This is a genomic window from Stenotrophomonas genospecies 5, from assembly GCF_054473825.1.
Map to the genome: position 1 here is coordinate 387,261 of NZ_JBTMUW010000001.1, position 17,433 is coordinate 404,693.

16 protein-coding genes, 5 tRNA genes and 1 riboswitch are annotated in these 17,433 nt (G+C 66.0%); of the genes, 17 read left to right on the forward strand and 4 right to left on the reverse strand.

Features of this window, described 5'->3' with window-relative positions:
* The first annotated feature begins 3 nt into the window (after positions 1-3).
* The 15 genes from ACX9OW_RS01735 (at position 4) to ACX9OW_RS01805 (ending at position 13,294) form a co-directional block, all read left to right on the forward strand.
* The gene (locus tag ACX9OW_RS01735) at positions 4-426 is read left to right on the forward strand and encodes an ExbD/TolR family protein (RefSeq protein ID WP_065181236.1); all 423 of its coding nucleotides are present in this window, start codon (positions 4-6) and stop codon (positions 424-426) included.
* Positions 423-2,171, forward strand: a complete 1,749-nt coding sequence (gene msbA / locus ACX9OW_RS01740; protein WP_053519964.1) for a lipid A export permease/ATP-binding protein MsbA — start codon at positions 423-425, stop codon at positions 2,169-2,171. The genes ACX9OW_RS01735 and msbA overlap by 4 nt, the downstream gene beginning before the upstream one ends.
* Complete coding sequence (gene lpxK / locus ACX9OW_RS01745) at positions 2,171-3,190, forward strand: tetraacyldisaccharide 4'-kinase (RefSeq protein ID WP_053519963.1); 1,020 nt, start codon at positions 2,171-2,173, stop codon at positions 3,188-3,190. The genes msbA and lpxK overlap by 1 nt, the downstream gene beginning before the upstream one ends.
* A gap of 75 nt (positions 3,191-3,265) precedes the next feature.
* Positions 3,266-4,039, forward strand: a complete 774-nt coding sequence (gene kdsB, locus ACX9OW_RS01750; protein WP_053519962.1) for a 3-deoxy-manno-octulosonate cytidylyltransferase — start codon at positions 3,266-3,268, stop codon at positions 4,037-4,039.
* Positions 4,036-4,524 carry a low molecular weight protein-tyrosine-phosphatase gene (locus ACX9OW_RS01755; RefSeq protein WP_065175871.1) on the forward strand — a complete coding sequence of 163 codons (489 nt, stop codon included), beginning with the start codon at positions 4,036-4,038 and terminating at the stop codon, positions 4,522-4,524. Before kdsB ends, ACX9OW_RS01755 begins: the two co-directional genes overlap by 4 nt.
* Positions 4,521-5,933: a hypothetical protein gene (locus ACX9OW_RS01760; protein ID WP_322523491.1), complete on the forward strand. Its 1,413-nt coding sequence runs from the start codon at positions 4,521-4,523 to the stop codon at positions 5,931-5,933. Before ACX9OW_RS01755 ends, ACX9OW_RS01760 begins: the two co-directional genes overlap by 4 nt.
* On the forward strand, positions 5,930-7,774 hold the full coding sequence (uvrC, locus tag ACX9OW_RS01765; protein WP_053519959.1) for an excinuclease ABC subunit UvrC: 1,845 nt from the start codon (positions 5,930-5,932) through the stop codon (positions 7,772-7,774). Before ACX9OW_RS01760 ends, uvrC begins: the two co-directional genes overlap by 4 nt.
* Before the next feature lie 18 nt (positions 7,775-7,792).
* The gene (gene pgsA, locus ACX9OW_RS01770; protein WP_053519958.1) at positions 7,793-8,422 is read left to right on the forward strand and encodes a CDP-diacylglycerol--glycerol-3-phosphate 3-phosphatidyltransferase; all 630 of its coding nucleotides are present in this window, start codon (positions 7,793-7,795) and stop codon (positions 8,420-8,422) included.
* A 113-nt stretch (positions 8,423-8,535) separates the two neighbouring features.
* Positions 8,536-8,611 (forward strand) — tRNA-Gly (locus tag ACX9OW_RS01775).
* Between the two features lie 178 nt (positions 8,612-8,789).
* Positions 8,790-8,865, forward strand: a tRNA-Gly gene (locus ACX9OW_RS01780).
* A 155-nt stretch (positions 8,866-9,020) separates the two neighbouring features.
* Positions 9,021-12,332, forward strand: coding sequence for a hypothetical protein (locus ACX9OW_RS01785; protein WP_459061811.1), 3,312 nt, complete (start codon positions 9,021-9,023; stop codon positions 12,330-12,332).
* 55 nt (positions 12,333-12,387) lie between these two features.
* Positions 12,388-12,463: transfer RNA gene (locus ACX9OW_RS01790), tRNA-Gly, on the forward strand.
* 155 nt (positions 12,464-12,618) lie between these two features.
* Positions 12,619-12,694, forward strand: a tRNA-Gly gene (locus ACX9OW_RS01795).
* Positions 12,695-12,761: 67 nt separating this feature from the next.
* Positions 12,762-12,835: transfer RNA gene (locus ACX9OW_RS01800), tRNA-Cys, on the forward strand.
* A gap of 189 nt (positions 12,836-13,024) precedes the next feature.
* Complete coding sequence (locus ACX9OW_RS01805) at positions 13,025-13,294, forward strand: hypothetical protein (RefSeq protein ID WP_053520307.1); 270 nt, start codon at positions 13,025-13,027, stop codon at positions 13,292-13,294.
* Here ACX9OW_RS01805 and ACX9OW_RS01810 read toward each other — a convergent pair.
* Both ACX9OW_RS01810 and ACX9OW_RS01815 read right to left on the reverse strand, forming a co-directional pair.
* A complete protein-coding gene (locus tag ACX9OW_RS01810) occupies positions 13,291-14,370 on the reverse strand; it encodes an alpha/beta hydrolase (protein ID WP_459061812.1) in 1,080 nt (359 codons plus the stop codon). The genes ACX9OW_RS01805 and ACX9OW_RS01810 overlap by 4 nt on opposite strands.
* A gap of 73 nt (positions 14,371-14,443) precedes the next feature.
* Positions 14,444-14,938 (reverse strand): DUF6265 family protein, encoded by a 495-nt coding sequence (locus ACX9OW_RS01815; protein ID WP_459061813.1) that lies wholly within the window; start codon positions 14,936-14,938, stop codon positions 14,444-14,446.
* Positions 14,939-15,071: 133 nt separating this feature from the next.
* Here ACX9OW_RS01815 and ACX9OW_RS01820 point away from each other — a divergent pair, with 133 nt between their 5' ends.
* Positions 15,072-15,905, forward strand: a complete 834-nt coding sequence (locus ACX9OW_RS01820) for an AraC family transcriptional regulator (RefSeq protein WP_065175878.1) — start codon at positions 15,072-15,074, stop codon at positions 15,903-15,905.
* Positions 15,906-15,909: 4 nt separating this feature from the next.
* On the opposite strand, the gene crcB is transcribed toward ACX9OW_RS01820, so the two are convergent.
* Positions 15,910-16,302, reverse strand: coding sequence for a fluoride efflux transporter CrcB (gene crcB, locus ACX9OW_RS01825; RefSeq protein WP_053520303.1), 393 nt, complete (start codon positions 16,300-16,302; stop codon positions 15,910-15,912).
* 81 nt (positions 16,303-16,383) lie between these two features.
* Positions 16,384-16,447, reverse strand: a riboswitch (Fluoride riboswitch).
* A 22-nt stretch (positions 16,448-16,469) separates the two neighbouring features.
* Complete coding sequence (locus tag ACX9OW_RS01830) at positions 16,470-16,871, reverse strand: hypothetical protein (protein WP_053520302.1); 402 nt, start codon at positions 16,869-16,871, stop codon at positions 16,470-16,472.
* Between the two features lie 111 nt (positions 16,872-16,982).
* Between ACX9OW_RS01830 and ACX9OW_RS01835 the strand changes: the two genes are divergently transcribed.
* A complete protein-coding gene (locus tag ACX9OW_RS01835) occupies positions 16,983-17,192 on the forward strand; it encodes a helix-turn-helix domain-containing protein (protein ID WP_053520301.1) in 210 nt (69 codons plus the stop codon).
* Positions 17,193-17,433: the final 241 nt, after the last annotated feature.

Here is a 17,433-nt window from a genome sequence, read left to right on the forward strand (position 1 = left end):
TCGATGCGTATCGGCAACGACCGATCCCAGGATGAGCCGCATATCGATCTGGTACCGCTGATCGATGTCATCCTGGTGCTGATCATCTTCTTCGTGGTCACCACCACCTTCGATGCGCGTTCGACGCTGCAGGTGCAGCTGCCCACCGCCAGCCAGCAGCACACCGATGAACCACCGCGTTCGTTGAGCGTGCTGATCAATGCCGATGGCCGCTATTTCATCAATGACCAGGAAGTGCTGCGCAGCGACGTCGAGTCGGTCAAGCAGACCATTGCCGCTGTGGCGGGCAGTGATCGCGAACAGACCGTGCTGCTGCGTGCCGACGCGCGTACTCCCTACCAGGCCGTCGTGACCGCGCAGGATGCGCTTGGTCAGCTCGGTTTCCGCCGTATTGCAATCGCCACTGCGCCAGAGGTGCGTCCATGAGTTCCAAACACGCGCCGGTGTGGCCGATCTACAAACGCCTGCTGGGCTATACCCGGGCCTATTGGGTGTTCATGGTGGCCGCGGTCATCGCGATGGTGGTCGAGGCACTGGCCGGCTATCACTTCACCAAGCTGATGGAGCCGCTGGTCAACCGGGGCTTCGTCAACCCGGAGCCGCGCATGGCGGTGATCCTTCCGCTGACCATCCTGGGCCTGTTCCTGATGCGCAGCCTGGCCACCTGGGTCAGCGACTACACGCTGGCCAAGACCGGGCGCAGCGTGGTCCGCGACCTGCGCGAGCAGGTTCTGCAGAAGTACCTGCACCTGCCGTCTTCGCACTTCGACAACGAGGCGACGCCGGTCATGGTCAGCCGCCTCAACTTCGACACCGAGCAGGTCACCCAGGCCAGCGCCGACGCACTGAAGACCGTGGTCGCCGACACCCTGACCATCATCGCCATGCTGGTGGTGATGCTGCAGATGAGCGTGAAGGTGACCCTGGCGATGCTGCTGGTGGTGCCGCTGATCGGCGGCATCGTGTCCTATGTCGGCAAGCGCTACCGCCGCATCAGCCGCGGCATCCAGGACGGCATGGGCACGATGGCGCAGACGGCGGAACAGTCGCTCGCCGCGCAGCAGGAAGTGAAGGTGCATGGCACGCAGGCGCATGAGATCGCCCGTTACTCGCGCCTGGCCAACCGCATGCTCGCGCTGAACATGAAAGTCGAAGTGACGCGTGCCGCCGCGTCCAGCGTGGTCCAGTTCCTCGCTGCGCTGGCCCTGGCGGTGATCGTCTGGGTGTCCACCCGCGAAGCACTGGCCGGCAAGCTCAATGCGGGCCAGTTCATGGGCCTGATGACCTCGATGATGGCGATCATCCCTTCGCTGCGGCGCCTGACCAGCGTGCAGACCTCGATCTCGCGTGGCGTCGCGGCGGCCGAGCGCCTGTTCGGCATCATCGACATGCCGGTCGAGCGCGACGACGGCACGCATGTCGTGCAGCGCGTACGCGGTGAACTGTCGTTCGAGCACGTGATGCTGCGTTATCGCGAAGACAGCGGCATCGCCCTGGATGACATCAGTTTCGTTGCCAGGCCCGGAACGGTCACCGCCATCGTTGGTCGTTCCGGCAGCGGCAAGACCAGCCTGATCCGGCTGGTGCCACGGTTCTACGAGCCCAATGGTGGCGTCATCCGGCTGGACGGCGTACCCCTGGATGACTATCCGCTGGCTGACCTGCGCCGGCAGGTGGCGATCGTCGGGCAGAAGGTCATGCTGTTCGACGACACCATCGCTGCCAACATCGCCTATGGCATGGATGCGACCGACGAGCAGATCCGTGCCGCGGCCGAAGCGGCCAATGCCTGGGAATTCATCGCACGCATGCCACAGCAGCTGCAGACGCCGGTGGGCGAGAACGGTGCGCTGCTGTCCGGTGGCCAGCGCCAGCGCCTGGCGATCGCCCGCGCGATCCTGCGTGATGCGCCGATCCTGATCCTGGATGAAGCCACCGCGGCGCTGGACAATGAATCCGAACGGCTGGTGCAGGACGCGCTGCAGCGACTGATGCCGGAGCGCACCACGCTGGTGATCGCCCACCGCCTGTCCACCATCGAACACGCCGACCAGGTGCTGGTGATGGATCACGGCCGCATCGTCGAACGTGGCACCCATCATGAGCTGCTTGCCATGGGTGGCCTGTACCAGCACCTGCACAGCATGCAGTTCCGCGAAAGGCAGGACTGATGGCAGGCAAGGGTACCCAGACCCCGCCGTACTGGTATGACGGCAGTTCGGTTCCATGGCCCATGCGCCTGCTGGCTCCGTTGTATGCCGGCGTCACCGCGCTGCGGCGACGCCTGTACCAGCGCGGTTGGCGCAAGCGCCACACGTTGCCGGTGCCGGTCATCGTGGTCGGCAACATCACCGCTGGCGGCACCGGCAAGACGCCGTTGACCATCGCCCTGGTCGAGCGGCTGCGCGCGGCCGGCTGGACGCCAGGCGTGGCGAGCCGTGGTTATGGCCGCGAGAACGCCGACAAGGCGCAGTGGGTAAAGGCCGATACGCCGGTTGCAACCGGCGGCGATGAGCCGGTGCTGATTGCCTGGAAGACCGGCGTGCCGGTGCGCGTCGATCGCGATCGGGTGGCGGCGGGCCGTGCGCTGATCGAGGCCGGTTGCGATGTGATCGTCTGCGACGACGGCCTGCAGCACTACCGGCTGGCCCGTGACATCGAAATCGAAGTGGTGGATGCGCAGCGCCGCTACGGCAACGGCCGGATGATCCCGGCCGGCCCGTTGCGCGAGCCGGTCAGCCGCGCTGCCGAGTGCGATTTCCGCGTGGTCAACCTGGGCCAGACGGATGAGGACGGCGCGGCGCAGGCCTGCGGATTCGGTCAATGGCCGATGGCCCTGCATATCGACACCGCACAGCCTCTCGCGGGTGGGCGTGCGCGCCCGCTGGGCTATTTCAAGGGCCAGCGCGTGCATGCCGTGGCGGGCATCGCCCATCCACAGCGCTTCTTCGACATGCTGCGCGCGCGCGGCATCGGCGTGGTGCCGCATGCCTTCGCCGATCACCATGCCTACCAGCCGCAGGAACTGTCCTTTGGTAGCCAGCTGCCGGTGTTGATGACCGAGAAGGACGCGGTGAAGTGCCGCGCGTTCGGCAATGACTGGCATTACGCCGTGCCGTTGCGCGCTGAACTGCCTGCCGCGTTCTGGGTGGCGCTGACCGATCGCCTGGACAAGCTGCGACCGAACTGAGCGGCCGGGCGACGCTTGCAATCAGGCGCCGCTGGCCACATTCCCGTTGTAACGAGCCTGCCGAGTACCGCCCGCATGACTGAATTCGTCGTTGCCATCCCCGCCCGCTATGCCGCCTCGCGGCTGCCGGGCAAGCCACTGCGCCTGCTCGGCGGCGAGCCGCTGGTGCTGCACGTGGCGCGCCGTGCGTTGTTGGCTGGCGCTCGCGAGGTATGGGTGGCCACCGACGATCAGCGGATCGCCGACGCACTGGCGGGCCTGGGCGAAGTGAAGGTGGCGATGACCGCCGCATCGCATGCATCCGGCACGGATCGCCTGGCCGAGTGCGCGCGCATCGCCGGCTGGGACGACGACACCGTGGTGGTGAACCTGCAGGGCGATGAGCCGTTCGCGCCGGCGGCCGGCATCCGCGCCGTGGCCGAGGCGCTGGTCGATGGCGCGGCGCCGATGTCGACCCTGGCTACGACGGTTGAGGACGCCGAGACCTTGTTCGATCCGAACGTGGTCAAGCTGGTGCGCAATGTGCGCAACGAGGCGCTGTACTTCAGCCGCGCCCCGATCGCCTGGCACCGGGACGGTTTCGCACGCAGCCGCGAGGCCCTGCCTGAAGGCCACCAGTGGCTTCGTCACATCGGCATCTACGGTTATCGCGCCGGCTTCCTGCAGCAGGTCGCGGCGATGCCGCCGGGCCGGCTGGAGCAGATCGAAGCGCTGGAGCAGCTGCGCGTGCTGGAAGCCGGCTTCCCGATCAGCGTCGCCATCTCGCCTGAAGCGTTTCCGCCTGGCATTGACACCCCGGAGGACCTGGAGCGGGCCGAGGCGGTGCTGCGGGCCATGACCCCGCAATGAAGCTGCTGGTCGTCTGCCTGGGCAACATCTGCCGCTCGCCGATGGCCGAGGGGGCATTGCGCGCGCGCCTGGAGGCATCCCCATTGGCCGGCCGTGTGCAGGTCGATTCGGCCGGCACGGGCGACTGGCACGTGGGCGAGCCGCCGGACCGGCGGGCGATCGCCTGCGCAGCCGGCCATGGCGTTGACATCAGCGGGCTGCGTGCCCGCCAGCTGCGCGCCGATGACTTCCAGCGCTTCGACTGGATTCTCTGCGCCGATGAGGCCAACCTGCGTGATGCCGGGCGGCTGGCCACCGCGCAGGAGCGCCAGCGCCTGGCCCTGTACCTGCCATGGTCAGGCGGGCAGGGCGCGGCCGCCATTCCGGATCCGTACACCGGTGGCAGCGATCATTTCGAGCAGGTCTGGACCCTGGTTGACCAAGCGGCAGAACGTGCGGTGGCACGACTGTTGCATGACGTCGACTCCGGCATAATCAGGGCATGAACGCCCAGCCTGTCCCGGACCTGCCCGAGTTCGCCACCTGGCTCAATGCCACCCCCTGCACCCTGGCGGAACTGCGCGGCCGGCCGGTCGCGCTGCTGTTCGTCAACGCTGCCTCTGCCTGGAGCGCACAACGCCTGGCCGAGTTCGGCCAATGGCTGTCGCGCCATCCGGGCAAGCTGCAGCCGCTGGTATTGCAGGTGCCGCGCTTCGACTTCGAGCGCGATGCCGATGCCGCGTTGAAACTGCTGCGCCGCCAGGGCCTGACCGCCCCGGTACTGCTGGATGCGGATTGGGACGGCTGGCGCCGTTTCGGTGTCACCGCGTGGCCGACCCTGATCCTTCTCGACGCGCAGGGACGCGAGCGGCAGCGGCTGGTCGGGCAGGGCTCTGCCGGCGAGCTCGAGCGCGCGCTGAACGCACTGTGCGAGGGTGCACCCTCGGCCCCGCCGCGCGGTGGCAACGAGCTGCACCCCGAGCCGCGGCATGCGTTGCGCTTTCCGCTGGGCCTGGCGGTCAGCACCGAGCGCCTGTACATCGCTGATAGCGGCCATCACCGCATTCTCGAATGCAGCCATGGCGGCCGCGTGCTTCGTCAGTTCGGGCTGGGGACCGCGGATTTCATGGATGGCAATCTGGCCGAGGCCGCCTTCCACAGGCCGCAGGCACTGGTGCTCGAGCGCGACGCCCTGTACGTCGCCGACACCGGCAACCACGCCATCCGCCGGATCAACCTGTTGACCGGTCTGGTCGACACCCTGTGCGGCAATGGGCGCCCGGGCGCGCCGGTGGAAGGGCCTGTCGCCCAGCCGCGACAGGTGCCGCTGGATCATCCGGTCGGCCTCGCCATCGCCGACAACCAGCTGCATATCGCCATGGCGGGTGACAACCGGATCTGGAGCTACCACCTCGGCCAGCGCAGCCTGCAATGGCGCGCAGGCAGTGGCGCGATCGACGAGCGTGACGGCAGTGGGCATCTGGCTGCCTTCGCGCAACCCACCGCGCTTGCCGTAGTACAACAGGTCCTGTACGTGGCCGACGCGCTGGGGTCTTCGATTCGCGCGCTGCAGCTGCGTGGGGATCTGGTGCAGACGCTGCTCGGGCAGGGCACATGGCGCTTCGGTGAAGCCGACGGCCCGCGTGCCCACGCCAGCCTGCAGTTCCCGCAGGCGATTGCACTGAGTCCGGGCGCACCGCTGCTGTGGATTGCCGATACCGGCAACGGTCGCCTGCGCACGCTGCGCCTGGGCGGCGGCGAACTGACCACACAACCGTTGCCACGGCGCCTGCATGGCCCGGCCGGCCTGGCCGTGGGCGCGGGCGCGGTGTGGATCGCCGAGACCGACGCGCACGCCGTGCTGCGTTTCGACCCTGACAGTGGTGTACTCAGCGAAGTACCGATCAGCGAATGACCGACGTTCCCGTCCCGGCCTTCGACGGCAAGGCCTTCGCGGCCCAACTCAGTACCGCCCCCGGGGTGTACCGCATGTACGCCGCCGACGACACCCTGCTGTACGTCGGCAAGGCACGCGCGCTTCGCAACCGCGTGGGCAGCTATTTCAATGGCAGCCCGAAGAACGCGCGGATCATGTCGATGATCTCGCAGATCACGCGGATGGATGTGACTGTCACGCGCTCGGAGGCCGAGGCGCTGCTGCTGGAAAACCAGCTGATCAAGTCGCTGGCACCGCGTTACAACGTCTCCCTGCGTGACGACAAGACCTACCCGCACGTGCTGCTGACCCGCGAGGAATGGCCACGCATCGCCCTGCACCGGGGGCCGCGTGCGATCCCCGGCCGCTATTTCGGGCCGTATCCGGGTGTCACCGCGGTGCGCGAGACGCTGAACCTGATGCACAAGCTGTTCAAGCTGCGCAGCTGCGAGGACAGCGTGTTCCGCAACCGCTCACGGCCGTGCCTGCAGTACCAGATCGGCCGCTGCAGTGCCCCCTGCGTCGAGCTGGTACCGGCAGGCGAGTATGCCGAGTCGGTGCGCCGCGCGGCGCTGTTCCTGGAAGGCAAGAGCGATGAGCTGACCCGGGAACTGGGTGAGCAGATGCAGGCTGCCAGTGAAGCACTGGAGTTCGAGCAGGCCGCGCGCCTGCGTGATCTGATTTCGTCGCTGCGCAGCATGCAGACCCGCCAGTACGTCGATGGCCGCGCCGCCGACCTGGACGTGCTGGCCGTGGCCATGCAGGGATCGCAGGCCTGCGTGCTGCTGCTGGCATTCCGCGATGGGCGCAACCTGGGTACCCGCCCGTTCTTCCCCCGCACCAATGGCGAGGACAGCCCGCAGGAAGTGCTGGCGGCGTTCGTCTCCCAGTACTACATCGAGTTCGAGCCACCGCGCGAGATCCTGCTGGATCGCGAGATTCCGGATGCCGATCTGCTGATGGCCGCGCTGTCTGCTTCGGCCGAGCGCAAGGTGCAGCTGAAGTGGAACGTGCGCGGCGAGCGCGCCGGTTATGTAGAGCTGGCCAGCCGCAACGCGCAGCTGACGCTGGCCACCGAGCTCAACAGCCGCAACGCGCAGCACGTGCGCAGCGAAGCCCTGCGCGAGATGCTGGGCCTGGCCGAGCCGGTCAAGCGCGTGGAGTGCTTCGACATCAGCCACACGCTGGGTGAGGCGACCGTGGCCTCCTGCGTGGTTTTCGATGCGGCCGGTCCGGTGCGTGCCCAATATCGCCGCTACAACATCAGCGGCATCGAGCCGGGCGACGACTATGCCGCCATGCGTCAGGCCATCGACCGCCGCTTCCGCCGTGCCGTGGAAGAGCAGGGCGTACTGCCCGACGTGCTGCTGATCGACGGTGGCGCCGGCCAGCTGGCGCAGGCGCAGGCAGCGCTGGCCGACCTGGGCGTGGAGGGCGTATTGCTGGTGGGCGTGGCCAAGGGCGTGGAGCGCCGCGCCGGTCATGAGGCGCTGGTCATGCCCGACGGCCGCGAGCTGCGCCCCGGTGCCGCCAATCCCGCCCTGCAGTTCATCCAGCAGGTGCGCGACGAGGCGCACCGCTTCGCCATCACCGGTCACCGCGGCCGCCGGCAGAAGGCGCGCATGACCAGCAGGCTGGAAGACATCCCGGGCATCGGCCCGCGTCGTCGTGCCAGCCTGCTGAAGCATTTCGGTGGGCTGGTCGGCCTGAAGGCGGCCGGTGAAGCGGAGATCGCCAAGGTGGAAGGCATCAATGATGCCCTCGCGGCCCGTATCTACGCTAACCTGCACGGGTTGGCCACGCCCGATGCGGCCGATTAGAGAGAGAAGCGCGCAAGCATGAAGTTGACCCTGCCCACCTGGCTGACGCTGTTGCGGATCGTGATGATCCCGGTGCTGGTGCTGGTGTTCTACCTGCCCTACACCTGGACCAACTTCGCTTCGGCGGCGATCTTCGGCTTGGCCGCGATCACCGATTGGCTCGATGGCTGGATCGCCCGCCGCTATCAGCTGGAATCGGCGTTCGGCGCCTTTCTCGACCCGGTGGCGGACAAGTTGATGGTGGCGGTGGCGCTGTTCCTGATCGTGCAGGGGCATCCGACGCCGTGGATGGCGTTCTGGGCCGCCGTCATCGTTGGCCGCGAAATCGCGGTATCGGCATTGCGCGAATGGATGGCCGAGCTTGGCCAGCGTGCCAAGGTGCGGGTGGCGATGATCGGCAAGGTGAAGACAACCGCGCAGATGGTTGCGCTCCTGTGCCTGCTGTACTCGGTCGCGCCCAGCGTGGCGGTCGAGGACATCTGGATGGGCTGGCCGATCTTCCACATCGGTGACTGGACGCTGGCCATCGCGGCGGTGCTGACGCTGTGGTCCGGCCTGCAGTATCTGCACGCGGCCTGGCCGAGCCTGCGCGAGGACGAGCGTGCCGCACGCGAGCGCTCACGACAGAAGAAGCTGGGCAACGGTTGATCGGCGGCACACGGGATGCCCGTCAGGTTGCGAAGCGCGCTGGTTGCTGGATGCGCGCGGTTGAAAAAAGGCCTTGACGCCCCTTCCAGAATGGGTAGAATTTCGCCTCCCAAGCGGGAATAGCTCAGTTGGTAGAGCGCAACCTTGCCAAGGTTGAGGTCGCGAGTTCGAGTCTCGTTTCCCGCTCCAGATTCTGAAAGAGAGGCCTCTGGCCTCTCTTTTTTTATGTTGTGCCGGCCCTGGATTGCCGGGCTTTCCGCTCATCCGAACCTGAACGGAAAACGGGAATCGCCGAGGAGATTTCTGTTGACGCATTGCTGCAATCTCGACACAATAGCGCTCCTTCGACGCAGGTCGAACGGAATCTGCGGGAATAGCTCAGTTGGTAGAGCGCAACCTTGCCAAGGTTGAGGTCGCGAGTTCGAGTCTCGTTTCCCGCTCCAGATTCAAAAAAGAACGCTCCCGCAAGGGGGCGTTTTTCGTTTCCGGTCAGGCCGGACCCTCCTGCCCGCCATTGCGGACCGGGCCGAATGGATATCATCCGCTGTAGTCGTCGGGGTGACGCAGGGAGCGGGGCAAGGGCTGGCAGATGGAGGCTGTGCACGAAACGAGGCAGGACGGTGGGCAGACCGCCTACCGGGCGTACCGTGATCGGATGCTGGAGGGTTGCCGGGGACGATCCGCGGGTGCGTTCCACGACGACATCGACGATGAGCGGACGGATGACCGGCCCGAAGCACCGCGCAACCGCATCCGTGGCTTCCGCATCGCAGTGGCCGATGCGCTGCGCGGGCAAGACCGGACTGTGGTCACCGAGGAAGACATGGCGCGCCGTGCGCTGGGCATTCCGGCGGACATCGCGCTGCATCCTGGCAAGGGCCGCGGGTGGCCGCTTCTGGTGCAGGTGTTCATGCCGTTCCCGTGGGTGCTCAGGTACGTGCGACACGCGCTGTCGCGGATCCGGACGTTCGAGGGCCGCCAGTACGTGTACTGCCAGTTCCACGCACGGCTGTTCCTGCATGCGGAAGCACGCATGTACAGCCGCAGCCTGGACATCGCCCTGCGCCGCTTCGAAGCCACGTCGTGGGAAGAACTGCGGGCGCTGCAGCTGCGGGATGCCGGCTGGCTCATCGCTGCCCATCGCCTGGGCCTCCGTCGGCTGACGGACCTCGACCGGTGTGCTGGACGGTCTGAAGCGCCTGGATGGTTTGCGCGGTGGATGGTGGATGAAGGCATCATCCAGCACAAGGAAGAGCTGCAGTGGCTGCAGTCCGCGCACACCGCGCACAGGGCATGGAGCGTCGGCTGGCGGCCGCGGCGAACGCAGCGCGAGCCGGTGCGTTCCGTTGTGCGCCAGCTGATGCTTGCGGGCGTTGCGCGGCCGCACCTGGCGCGCCTTCATGATGTCGACCTGGAAGAATCTGATGCGGCGCGTCTGGCCGCGAATCTGACACTGCTGGCCGGTGCCGGCATTGCGCCGGTGCACGAGGTATTCGATTCTGCACGTTATCTGTTGTGGCGCACGCCGACGAAGACGTGGGCCTGGGTGCTGGGGGCAGCCGGCGCATGCACACCGGCAGATATCCACACGCTGCGCGGCTACTTGGGGTTTCATGCTCCACCCCCTGACTGGATCGCCCATCATCTGATCGCACGTGGTGCAGGCCTTGATGCACTTGCCACTTGCTGTCGGTTGCTGGCCGAGCTGAGCGATGATGCCCCGGCCGAAGATGTGGAGGCCGCCATCGACCTTCTCCTGGCAGCACCTCATTGCCTCGACTTCACGCAGTTGGGCGCCTGCGGCCAGTATCTGCGACGGCCCGACCGGCTGGATCGATTCCTGCAGGTGCTGGTTCGCCATGATCTCGGTGCAGCGGGCCACGTTGTTGCGTTCCAGGCCTGCTATCGCGTCGGTGACGCCGATCGCCTGGACGCGTGGTTGACCCTCATTGCGGGGCGCACAGCGGGCATGGACGTCGATGTCCTGGTCGAATGGGTGGGTCGAATGCTTGCACAGGGGAGCCTGGACGCATTCCAGTACCTGCATTCGGCCATTGCGCCTGCTGATTTTGCAGAGCTGCGGAAGCTGGAAGTGCTGGCGTCCCTCGGTCCGGGACTGCTGCGTTACCTGGTTGAAGACAAAGGCCTGGATTCGGTAAAAGCGCTGCGCGACTGGTACTTCGCTACCCGGGGCCTGCACGGGGTGACCTGGTGGGGCGGCAGCGATCCCGAACTGTGTCGGCTGCTGGCGGATGACGCCTTCCAGCGCCACAACTTCGGCTTCATGATGCAGAACCATCGATGCGTCCTGGAGGTGGTCGAACGACGGGCACACCAGGTGGTTCCGCGCCCGCAGAGAAACGTCGATGCAGATGCCATGGCGCGCTACTACGATGCGCTGGCCACGCGGCGTCGCGAAGAGATGGCGCGCCTCCTGCCGCAGTTGCCCGCGATGCTGGAGGGAACCGGCGGACTTCTGCTCGCATCGGTCCTTCGCGCAGGCGGAACGTCGATGAAAGCACTGCAGGACAGGCTGGCCCGGTTACAGCCCGCGGTCGAGCAGTTGCTGGCCGGGCAGGGAGCAACGTCAGCCGAGCTGGACGAGGTGGATGCGGAGCTCATTTCGATGGTCTACCGCACGTCCGTCGATGTCGTCCGTGGAAGTTGGGCGGCGGCACGCGGATTCCAGTCGCACCTGGATGGATGGAGGCTGGAGCCGTTCCATCCGATGGCCTGGCAACGCTCGATCAGAAAACGCACAGGCGTGCTGGAGCGCAGCAGCTTGCTGGCACTGAAACGCGCCAGCGAACATGCGACGCGGTTCCAGCACGGCCCGGATGAGGGGCCGCGAACGTTCCGTGACCTGCGATCGAAGCGGTTGCTGGATCCCGCGCGGGATCCGTGGTCGGTCTCCGCCCATCTCGGCCTGCTGCTGGCTGCCGCAGGCAATGATCCGGAGATCCTCCAGTGGCGGCGCAGCACCTTCAGCGAGGTCGCCAGCATGCCGGAGGACGGTGCGCAGACCAGCGCGTACCTGGAGCAGCTGGATCGGTTGTTCAACAGCGCATTGCCGGATGCCCTCGACGAACATGCTCAGCGTTTTCTGCATAGCCTCGCTCCCGATGACGCCAGGCAGCTGCTGCAGCGGCTGCTGCCGCCATCGCCGTCCGCTGACAGCACGGTACCGGTCATGTCACTGGATCAGGCCTTCGCGCAGATGCGCAAGAACGTTCTGGATGTGTGCGTGCGCTGGGTGAAGCGCGAGAAGGGCAGGTATGGCCGCCCGGACCCTTCCGGATCGTGCACGCATCTGCATGCGACGTTGACCAAGCACCCGGCGGCGTACTTCGCCAAGCATGCCGCCAATCTATGCTCACGCGATCGCGTTGCGATGTGGCAGGAGGCGCGCCACGCCCACCTGGTCGTATTCGATCCGAGGCAGCGACGATTGGCGGGCATGGCCATGGTGAACATCGAGGTCGTGCCGTCCCTGCACGCTTCCGGGAGCTGCCTCATCATCCGCGCGATCAATCCCATGGAAGACATGCTTGCGACGCATTGTCTCCGGTCCATCGTGGAGTCCTTCCTGGACATCGCCATCCAGATCGCAGAACGCAACGACCTGGTTGCGGTACTGATGCCCTGGCACAACGGGGCGCATCTGTTGTCGAACCTTCCCGGGATCGAGAAGTACCTCGAGAAGCAGTACCTGCAGAAGGCCCAGACGGCATCTGCCGACCGGTCTGGCGAGCTGATGGCCAGTGACGACCTGCGCCGCCGGCCCCGCAAGGTGAAGGCCAGATTCTCGGCATTCGAGCAGGGAATGGAGATCGTCGGAACGCTGTATGCGATCTGGCAGCGGGCCCCGGTGGACCAAGCCGCGCGTCGCACGCCATCGGAAGACGGTTGACGGCGTGAAGGAACTTCGACACAATGGCGCTCCTTCGACGCAGGTCGAAGAATCTGCGGGAATAGCTCAGTTGGTAGAGCGCAACCTTGCCAAGGTTGAGGTCGCGAGTTCGAGTCTCGTTTCCCGCTCCAGATTCTACAGGGCCCCGGTTGGGGCCTTGTTTTTCTCCCGCCCTTGGCAAGGCGGGGCCCGTTGAGCCACAAGGCTTTTCGCGCAGTCAGAAAAGTGAAATCAGGTGTGAAATCGCTGGTGTGAGTTCCGGGCTTCCGGTATCATGACAGCCTATGCGGGAATAGCTCAGTTGGTAGAGCGCAACCTTGCCAAGGTTGAGGTCGCGAGTTCGAGTCTCGTTTCCCGCTCCATGTTCCGACAGGCCCCATCGCGGGGTTTTGTCATGTCAGGGGCTCCATTCCTGGCGCGCAGTACGTTGGCCTCATGGCAGAGTGGCTATGCACCGGATTGCAAATCCGTTTACAGCGGTTCGATTCCGCTTGAGGCCTCCAATTGAAAAGCCCTGACTTCGGTCAGGGCTTTTTTTTTGCGCCGTCATCCTGCGCTGCCAAACGTGCCTGACGTCCCAGTCTCAGCCGCCTACGACATGGGAAGGGGGTATGGTCAGTGCAGAGGCCTTCGGGCGCGGCAATGGCAGGCAGGGAGACTATGGCGCGTGGCGGACAGGCGGTGGATCGGCAATGAGCAAACCCACAACGGAAGTACGCTGGCTGACATTCCGGCTGATGAACGGACAATCGATCGGACCGGAGCGCCTGCGCGATGGCTGGAGCACCGCTTCGGAAACCCGCCACTGCGGGGTCCGGCGCGAGGCCATCGAGGGGGCTGGTGTGGTCTACGCGCTGTACGGGCCTGCCAACCTGGCATCGCCGCGTCGTGCCGAGATGCGCATGCGTGAGTTCCTGATGAGCAGCGGCTACACCTTCACCATGGGTACGCTGGGCGGCTAGCGCATCGCGGCAGCCTTCAGGGCCGCGACCACCTGTTCTCTGGAGAAGCCACAGTGGCCCGTGCCTGCTGCGGGCAGTACGCGCGGCAACGGCGTCGCGCCCGCATGCGCGGCCAGTTGCGGGTAGCGCTCCTGCATGCGCGGTGCGATGGTGGGATCGTCGTTGTTGAACTGGATCACCAGCGGCCGCTTCAGCGCCCCGGTCAATCCGAGTGTTTCGCGCACACGCGCCTGTGCTGCGGGAACGGCAGCGATGCGCTGCACCCCTGCATTGAACGCGACGTCATCGCCGAATCCACGATAGACGACGCCGATGTTGCCGACTGGCATGCCGCCGCTGCGCTTGGCCAGTTCGTGCAGGACCAGGGCGTGCAGGCTGATCGTTCCGGGCAGCGCATCGGACGCGACCTGCAACTGTGTGGCCAGCAGCGCAGCGGAGTGCGGCGCGCGTTGCAGGGCGTTGGCGATGCCTTGGTACAGCTCGCCCTGTGGTACCGAAGCGGCTTCGCTGGATGCCAGGCCAGCAGCAGGCAGTCCTTCGGCATGCGGGAAGAAGTAGTCGAACGCGACCACGGTGGTGAGCAGGTCGCCGGCCAGCTGCTCGCCTGACAGGTTGGCGCCGCATAGCGAAACACCACCGGCGTAGTGGGCCGGATGCCGTTCGAGACTGGCTACGGTCACCGCACCGCCCATCGAAAAACCGAGCAGCCAGGTGTGGCGCACGCCCTTCAAACCGGCCAGCGTGTGCTGACGCAGGCGTTCCACATCGTTGATGGCATCGGCCACCGCCCACCCCTGGCTCGCGTAGGCGCTCTGTGCGACCGCGTAGCCGGCCGCCAGCAGAGGTGCGGTTGCCTCGTTGGCGGCCATCGGCGATTCGCGTGGCGTGCCCACCGGCTCGTAACCGTGCGCCAGCATCACCAGATCGCCGTTCCAGTCCGCAGGGATGTCCAGGCGCCACGGCGCACCCTGCAGCTCGCCACTGAGCATGCGTGGCGGGGCGGGCGGCGCCGCCAGCAGCGGAACGGAAGGCAACGCCAGGGCCAGTGCCAGGGTCAGTCGGAGAAGGGCGCGCATCGTGTTCATCCGGGCAGGTGATACGCCGAGCATAGAACCGGCCGCGGTGCCGTGCCCGCTGCAATGCGTCAGGTCAGGGGGCCATCACCGGCCCGCCGCAGGCGACGCGGTGCATCGGAAGATCCATGGCCTGTGCCGGATCGTCCTGTGCGATCTCGATACGTGCGTGCAGGCGCTGCCCAGTGATGCGGCGATAGGTGATCCGTTGCGGGAAATCATTGGCCGGATTCTCGAAGACGACCTCGTCGGCCTCCACCCGGACGGCACTGAAATCAGTAGCGTTGCGGCCGGAGGGCAGCGCGGTGAACACCAGCCGCCCATCGTCGTGCTGGCGCAGCTGCATGAACTCGAAACCCACGGTGCGCCCGTCGCGCAGGCTGCGGCTGCTGCCGAACATCGTTCCGCCGGCCACGGTGGACCACTGCTCACCGGCTCCAGGTGGCTGCCCGTCCAGCTGCCAGCAGCCGGAGAGCCAGCCGAGCTGTTCAATGTCTGCGGTTGCAGCGGCCTGCGCATGGGTGGCGAAAAGCAGCAGAGGCAACACGGCGCGGGCGATCCGGTTCGACATCGTGGGCTCCATGCGCGGGACGGTGGCCCCTGTATAGCGCCGCGCAGCGCCGGCGGCCAGCGCCGCACACAATGACGCCGAATTCGATACGATCTGCAGGTTCCTCCCCCTTCTGCTTGCCCTGGAGTCCGACATGGTGGATCGCCTCGCCGTCCTGCTTGAGCGTTTCGCGGTCACTGCGTCGGTCTTCCACGCCGGTGCACTGTGCGGCATCAACAGCCTGGAAGGGGAGGACGAAGCCGGCCAGCTGCATCTGGTACGGCGTGGACCGGTGCAGGTCAGCCATGGACAACAGACCGTGCAGGTCGAGGTGCCCAGCCTGCTGCTATACCCGAGGCCGATGCCCCACCGTTTCCAGACCGACCCGCACCTCGGCGCCGACATGGCCTGCGCCAACCTGCATTTCGAAGGCGGCCGGCTCAATCCGATCAGTGCCGCATTGCCTGATTTCATCTGCCTGCCACTGGCGGACCTGCACGGCAGCGATGCGGTGCTGGAAATGCTGTTCGAGGAGGCGTTCGAGCAGCGTTGTGGCCGTGCGGCAATGGTCAATCGTCTGTTCGAGGTGGTGATGATCCAGGTGCTGCGGCAGCTGATGGAAGGCGGTGAGATGCGCGGCGGTCTGTTTGCTGGCCTCGGTCATCCGCGCCTGCGTCTGGCATTGGTCGCGATGCACGAGGCGCCGTCGCAGGCATGGACGCTGGAAGACCTCGCCGACGTCGCAGGAATGTCGCGCAGCGTATTCGCGGCGAGCTTCCGTGAGGCGATGGGCACCACCCCCGGCCAGTACCTGCAGGGCTGGCGCGTAGGCCTGGCGCAGCAGGCCCTGCGCCAGGGCCGACCGCTGAAACGGATTGCCGACGAGGTGGGCTACGGCAGTGAAGCGGCGCTTTCGCGTGCGTTCAAGGCGCACACCGGGCAATCGCCCCGGCAGTGGCGGGGGCAGGTGCGGACCTCCGCGGCCTGAGCGTTCAGCCCAGCGCGAGGCGGGCCAGCTTCATGCCCACGAACAGGCCGGCCAGTCCCAGTGCGATCGATCCCCCTGCATACAGCGCGGCCAGTCCGTGCTGCCCCCGTTGCAGCAGCAGGCCGATCTCCAGCGAATAGGTGGAGAAGGTGGTGTAGCCCCCCAGGATGCCCGTGGTCAGCAGCAGCCGCAGCTGCGGCGATGCGCCGTTGCGCAGGGCGAAGGCCTCGACGACCGCCCCCATCAGCAGGGCGCCGCTGATGTTGACCAGGAAGGTGGACCAGGGCCATGGACTGCCGACGGCGAACCGCGTGCCGATCAGGTTGCAGGCATGGCGCAGGCAGGCGCCGGCGCCGCCTCCCAGGAAGACCAGGACGTAATTGTTCAGTGCTTGCATGGCGGGCCTCGAGTACGTGTTCGCAGATGCGGAGGCGAACGCGATGGCGGGCACGGCCTGCCATCGACGAACGCCCGGTTCGTCACAGCAGGAGCCATCAGCCATGCCTGGCGGTTATCGGGGGAGCCCCATCCCCATCGGTCCCCATGCTACCAGCGCCGACCCGGTCAGGGCAGGGAGGTCATCACCACGCGCGCCACCCTGCTGCGGCTGACGCCATCCATCAACAGTTCAAATGCCAGCAGATCCAGTGCCGCGTGGCGCCGGTGGTCGATCTCCAGGCCCTTCTCGGCGACCAGCACGCTCACCAGTTCATAGGCATCCTGCCAGACATCCAGGTGTGCTTCGCTGGGCATGTAATAGCTGGTGCGTTCGCCGACGCCCCGCCCATGGATGCCGTACAGCAGTTCGCGTGCATCCAGCTTGGCTGCGTCGGCGATCCGGAACAGCTGTTCGGCCTTCACATGTGAGGGGCTGACGTGGTCGTTGAGCCAGTTGCTGATGGTCGCCGTCGTTGAAGCGGCGGCGCGGGCCAGATCGGCCGGGCGTGGGTGCCCGGCTTTCTTCATGGCAATGGCGAGTCGTTGGCCGAGAGTATTCATCTATGCAAGCCAGCTTAACGCGTGGAAGCGAAAGAATCCTTGCCGCAAGAATAAGTCTGGTTAACGACAGGACCGACCATGACCGATTTCTGGAGCAAACGGCAGGTGCGCACGCGCCTGGGATTCCAGACCGACGCCGAGCTGGCGCAGTTCTTTGGCATAACGCGATCCGCTGTGTCGCAATGGCCCCAGGAAGCGCCCATTCCTCCATTGCGACAGTTCATCCTCCACCAGCGCCATCCCGACCTGTTCCCTTGGGCTGAGGCCTCTGAAGACGAATCAAGCTAGGTTGCGTCTGTAAATGTCGTATTTAGCATGCTTTGCGGTATGTGTTAAGCATGCTTATCAATATAGGGAAAATTGATCGAAACCCGCGTTGCGATTGATCGCGCCACGAAGCTGCCCTGGCGACGGAGGCACCACGGCGTCGGGATCGGCCCCTTCTTTTGCCTGTGCCGATCACAGACCGTTATGTGAACGATTAATAATTTCAATCGAAAAAGTCGCCGCATGTAATTGACCTGTCGTG